Origin of the sequence: Dactylosporangium siamense (assembly GCF_016862795.1) — a bacterium.
Classification (GTDB): Bacteria; Actinomycetota; Actinomycetes; order Mycobacteriales; family Micromonosporaceae; genus Dactylosporangium; species Dactylosporangium siamense.
This window is the reverse complement of record NZ_BONQ01000011.1, coordinates 1-5,978: the sequence shown is the minus strand read 5'-3', so window position 1 is coordinate 5,978 and position 5,978 is coordinate 1. Positions and strand designations below refer to the sequence as shown.

The window sequence follows — 5,978 nt, the reverse complement described above, 5'->3', positions numbered from 1 at the left end:
GGACGGCAAGCGGACCGGACGGCAAGCGGACCGGACGGCAAGCGGACCGGACGGCAAGCGGACCGGACGGCAAGCGGACCGGACGGCAAGCGGAACAACGGGGGAGCGGCAGCGCGTGGTGCAGGAGTGGCAACCGGACCTGTTCGACAGCGGCCCGGTCACCAGCTCCGCGCAGCCGGAGGTCCGTTCGCCGGCCGCCGACGCGTCGATGCGGGCCCGGTGGCGGGCGCTGATCCTCACCGACCCGGTCGCGCGCCTGGTCCGCAACGCCGCCCACACCGGTGTCCACCAGGCCTATGACCTGCGCCAGCTCGCGCTCGCCGCGGTCGACATCGCGGTCGCGTCGATGGGGTTCGCGCGCCAGGTCACCCTCGCCGAGCTCATCGAGTCGACCTCGGAGCTTGCCGCTGTCATGCATCCCACCGGTACCCCCGACGACCACCAGGACGCGGCGCGCTGGGTCGTCAAAGGGCTGCTCAACGACGCCGACAACCAGGGCGCGTTCGTCTACTCGTTCGTCGACGCGCTCGGGTCACCGCCCCGTCGCGAGGAGTACGCGTTCAAGCTCCTGCAGCTGCAGGACGGCCCCGACGGCGCGGTCGTGCTCGCCTCGCACCAGGCGGTGATGCTGTACCTCAACGGCCTCGACCTGGACGTCGACGACGCCGAGGCGGCGTTCTCCGTCGTGTTGCAGCGCCAGCTGCGGGACCGGCGGTTCGAGGCCGCGGCCCGCACCGCGACGCAGGCGGAGCGGGTGTCCGTGGCGATGTCGGCCTCCCTCGCCGACGTGCTCGACGCGACCCGCCGCGACGTGCGTGCGTTCGACTGGATCACCGACGTGCCGCACCGCCTCGCTCGCGCCCGCGACCACGTCGAGGCCCGCATCGCCGCCGACGCTGAGGTGCTCAACCACGTCGCGGCCGGTATCGACACCGAGACCGACAGCGCGGTGCGGCAGGCGTCCGGCGACCTCGTGGAGACCCTGCGGCGGATCCGCCGGGTGCACCTGGACCTCGCCGAGCGGGTCGCCGGCGCCCGGGGCGTGTTCCTGCAGGCGCAGCTGACCCAGGTCTTCGCCCGCCGGGTGCACCTGCGGCTGCTCAACATCGAGCCTGAGCTGTTCCATCCGGTGCTGGACGCGCCGGCCGACCAGGCGCGGACGGTGGCGGAGGCGTTCGGCGACCGGGTGCTCGGGCTGCGGGTGCCCCGGCTGCTGCACCTCGACGGGCTCGTCGACATGCTGCTCGCCCCGCCGCGGACCGCGGAGCCCGAGGACGTCGAGCCGGAGACGCCCGGCGAGGTCGAGGGCGTGGACCTGCAGGCGTACCCGCCGGCGGTGGTGGCCGAGGCGACCCGCATCCTGCGCCGCGCGTCGGACGAGCCGGTGGCACTGTCGTCCCTGCTGTCCTCGCTCGACCTGACCTCGCTCGACCCGACCGGAGACGACGTGCGGGAGCTGGTGCTGCTGACCGCGTTGTGGTCCTACGCGCCGGACGTCACCGACCCCGAGGAGGACCTGACCGCGCTCGTCTCGGCGCTGTCGGCGGAGCGCTCCGGCGACCGCCTCGAACATCCCCTGGCGTGGGGCGACGATCTGCTGGTCAGCTACGAAGGAGGGCGCGAGGCGTGACGGTCCCGATCGAGGACGTGTGGTCGGCCGCCGAGCTGGTCGCGTTCGGGCTGCGCACCGGCGCCCGGCCCACCGACGGCAACACCTACGGGCAGCTGCTGGAGCGGTACCGCACCAACACCGCCTTCCGCGACGCCGTCGACACCGTGGCGGGCGGCCTCGGCCTGGTCGTGCTCGGCGCGCCGGCCCGCACCGGGCTGGTCCTGAGCACCCAGCCGGGCAGCGTGTTCGCGCTGCGGATGGCGGACCTGCGCGGCGGGAGCATGGCGGCCGACGACAAGCTCATCGCCGGTCTGGTCGTGCTCGGCATCGCGGCGTACGCCTTCCCGCACGACGTCGACCTCGACGGCACCGACGTGAAGATCGTGGAGGTGGCGGCGCTGGACCGGTTCGTCCGCGACGCGATCGAGCGGGTCCTCGCCCTGGCCGGCGATCCCGACACCGTCGACGGGCAGGCCCGCAAGGCCGCCGAGGTGTACCGGCGGACCGCCGCGTTCAAACCGAAGGACCGCCTGCCCGGGCCGGCCCGTGGCTGCACGCAGTTCGCGGTCCTGGAGGTGCTCGGCTGGCTGGTCGAGCGGGGCGCGGCGCGGCAGCTGCCGCAGATGGGCGCCATGTCGTTCCAGTTGACGGACCGCTTCCGGCTGCTCGTCGCGGACGTGGCCGGCGGCGAGGCGCTCGAGGCGTTGCGAACGGTGCGCCGCGGGGCGGCGTCAACGGCGTCCGCTGCACCGGTCGCGCCTGCCGCGCCGGTCGCGGCCGCCGCTCCGGGCGAGGCCGCGGTTCCGGCGGCCGCGGTTCCGGGCGAGGCCGCGGTTCCGGCGGCGGCTGTTGGTCCCGTGGCGGCTGCTGCTCCGGTGGCGGCTGTTGGTCCCGTGGCGGCTGCTGCTCCGGCGGCCGCGGTTCCGGTGGCGGCCGTCGTTCCGGAGATGTCCACTGTGGAGGGTGACTGATGGTGGCGCCCGCGCGGCTCTGGCAGATCCGGCGCATCTACCTCGACCGGGTCGGCTCGCCCGCGGCGCGGTTCCGCGACGTGTGGCTCGACCTGACCGGACGGGACGGCCGGCCCCTCGACACGATCCTGTGGATGCGCAACGGCGGCGGTAAGTCGACGCTGATCGCCCTGGTCTGCGCCCTGATCCGGCCCGACCGGCGGGACTTCCTCGCCACCGCCACGACCGGCCGGCACCTGGAGGACTGCATCCTCGGCGCCGACACCGGCCATGTCGTCGTCGAGTGGACCGACCCGACCGGCCGGCGCCTCGTCACCGGCGCCGTCTACGAGTGGACCGACCGGGTCCAGCCCGCCGACCCCAACGCCGGACACGACCGGTTGAAGCAGACCTGGTACGCCTTCACCCCCGGCCCCGACGTCGAGAGCCTCCCCTTCGCCGGTGCCGACCTCAAGGAGTTCGTCCGCGCCGTCGAGGCGCTGCCCACCACCGCCGAGACCGTCATCACCACGAAACAGGACCGGTGGGCGCAGGCACTGCAGGACCGGGGCCTCGACCCGGGCCTGTTCACCGCGATCCTGCGGATCAACGCCTCCGAGGGTGGCATCGAGCACCACTTCAAGTTCAAGACCTCCGACGACTTCGTGCAGTACCTGCTGAGCCTCGTCACCGAACCGACCTCGGCGACCAAGGTGGCCGCGATCCTGCGCGGCACCCGCGAACGCCTCGCCCGCCAGCCGCGCCTGCGCGCCGAGGTCGCGTTCTGCGACGAGGCCGTCGACCTCCTCGACGTCCTGGACCGCGCCCGCACCGCCGTCACCGCCGCCACATCCGACGCCGGCGCGACCCGGCAGGCGGCGCTGCGCCTCGCCGCCGCGTTCACCGGCGCCGCCGCCCGGGCCGCGTCGCAGGCCGCCAAGCACGAGTCGGCGGCGGCCGCCGCCGCGCTCGCCGCGCAGGACGCGCAGTCCCGCGCCGCCGCCCTCGACGTGCTGCTGCGGGAGGAGCAGTGGCAGGCCGCGTCACGCCGGCACACCGACGCGCTCGCCGCCGTCGACGACGCGGCGCGGACCGTCCTGGACCGCCGCCGCCTGCACCGCGCCTGGCAGCTGGTGCCCGCCCTCACCGACCGCGACCAGCTCACCTCCCGCCTCGCCGTGGCCCAGGGCCGGCAACGCGAGGCGGAGGCCGGCGCCGCCCCGCTGCGGCAGGCGAGGGCCGAGGCCGCCGCCGTGTACCTGGCGGTCCTGCGCGACGCGTGCGCCGAACTCGACGACACCGTCGCGACGCTGACCGGGCAGGCCGCGGACGCCGCCGAGCAACAGTCGAAGTCCCGCGCCCTCGCCGACGGCCTGCGTGCCGACCTCGGTGGGCTGGGCGGCCGGCAACGCTCGATCGAGCAGCACCTCGCCGCCTTCGACCACGACCTGGCCGCCGCCGCCACCGCCGGCCACCTGACCACCGCCGTCCTCACACCGTCGCCCGGCGCACCGCCCGCCGGCGGCGCGAACCCGGCGGCGGGTGAAGGACTCGCGGGTGCAGGCCCGGCATCGACCGATGGGCTTACGAGCAGCACCGGCCGGGCGTCGGGTGACGGGTCTGTGGGTGGTGCCGGCCGGGCGTCGGGTGACGGGTCTGTGAGTGGTGCCGGCCGGGCGTTGGGTGATGGGCTCGTGGGCGGCGCGGACCGGGCGATGGGTGACGGGTCCGCAGGTGATGGCCGGGCGTTGGGTGATGGGCTTCCGAGCGGCGCCGGCCGGGCGTCGGGTGATGGGCTTGTGGGTGGTGCCGGCCGCGCATCAGGTGATGGGCGTGTGGGCGGTGTCGGCCGGGAGTTGGGTGACGGGTCCGCGGGTGGTGGCGGCCGGGCCGTGGGTGACGGGGCCGCTGGTGGTGTCGTGCCGATCGGGGCCGCCGTCGAGCGGCTCGCCGCGGCGCTGGCGGCGGCGAAGGGGGACGACGAGGAGGCGGCGCGCCGGCTCGCGGAGGATCTGCCGGCCGAGGCGGAGAAGCTCGACGCCGACCGGGCCGCGCAGGAGCGGGAACGGGCCTCGGTGCACGCCGCCGTCACCGAGCTGACCCGGCAGCTGGCCACCCTCGACAGCGCGCGCACGCCGCTGCTCGCCGAGATCGACGCCCTGGCCACCGACCCGCGGCTCACCGCGCTCACCGAACGCGACGCCGTCGACCCGATCGCCGAGCACCGGCTCCTGGTCGACCAGCTGTCTGAGGCGATTGTCGGCGCCGACCGGCAGCGCATCCAGCTGGCCGTCGCCGACGCCGAGGACGACCGGGCCGTGCAGGCGCTGGCGTCCCCGCGCGGGCTGCTGCCGGCGGCCCTGGACCTGGCCCGCGCCGCCGACGTCCTCGCCGCAGAACGGATCCCGGCCAGCACCGGCTGGCACCACCTCGCCGACCGGGTCCCGCAGGACCGCTGGGCGTCCGCCGTCGACCGGGTCCCGCACCTGGTGGGCGGGCTGCTCCTGCACGACGCGGCCGACCTCGCCCGGGCCCGCGAGGCACTGCACCGGGCCCGGCTGTTCCCGACCAGCGCCGTGCAGGTCTCCACCACCGCCCACCTCGACCAGGCCACCGGCGGGACCGCCACGACCGGCGCCGCTGCCGATGCGACCCGCGCTGCTGCCGGTGTCCAGTCCACTGGCGGGACCGCCGCGACCGGCGCCGCTGCCGGTGGGACCCGCGCCGCTGCCGGTGTCCAGGCCACTGGCGGGACCGCCGAGGCCGGTGTTCAGGTTGCCGGTGGGTTCGGTGCGGCGGCCGGTGGGCAGGGGGGTGGTGGGTTCGTGTTGGCGCCCGCGCCCGCGATGTTCGACCGGACCGCTGCCGCCCGGGAGGCGGACCGTCGTGCGGACAGCCGGCGGGACCGGGGCGAACGGGTCCAGGAGCTCCTCGACGCGCGCGACCATGACCTGCGGCTCAAGGACCAGCTGCGGCAGCTCGCCGACCGGTGCCCGCCCGGGCACCGCGAACACCTCGACGCCGAGCACCTCCGGGTCGGTGGTCTGCTCCAGCAGGCACGGGAGCGGGCCGGGCAGCTCGACGCCGCCCGGGGCGAGCTCGACGCGCGGGCCGGGCGGCTCCGCGACGCCCAGCAGCGGCTCGCCGAACGGCGCCGGATCCTTGCCACGCGGCTCGGTGCCCTGCAGGACCTGTCCCGGCGGGCGCCGGAGGCCGACCGGCAGCGCGCCGAGCTGCGCCAGCTCCCGGCCCGCCGGGCCGACCTCGAACGCCAGCTGGAGGAGGCGGAGGAGCAGGAACGCGAGTACGCCACCGTCGCGACCCGCTGCACCGCAGGCGCCGAGCAGCATCGGGGGACCGCCCGCGGCCACCGCGCCCGGATCGACGAACTCCGCCGGATCGCCGGCAGCCGGGAA

The 5,978-nt window shown here is 75.9% G+C and carries 2 protein-coding genes and 1 pseudogene; all 3 read left to right on the top strand.

Annotation, left to right across the window (positions count from 1 at the left end):
* Positions 1-115: 115 nt before the first annotated feature.
* Entirely contained in the window at positions 116-1,630 is a 1,515-nt protein-coding gene (locus tag Dsi01nite_RS01770; protein ID WP_203844199.1) for a hypothetical protein, read from the top strand.
* On the top strand, positions 1,627-2,583 hold the full coding sequence (locus Dsi01nite_RS01765) for a hypothetical protein (RefSeq protein ID WP_203844198.1): 957 nt from the start codon (positions 1,627-1,629) through the stop codon (positions 2,581-2,583). The genes Dsi01nite_RS01770 and Dsi01nite_RS01765 overlap by 4 nt, the downstream gene beginning before the upstream one ends.
* A pseudogene (locus Dsi01nite_RS01760) lies at positions 2,583-5,978 on the top strand (hypothetical protein); the annotation flags it as partial. The gene Dsi01nite_RS01765 and the pseudogene Dsi01nite_RS01760, both read left to right, overlap by 1 nt.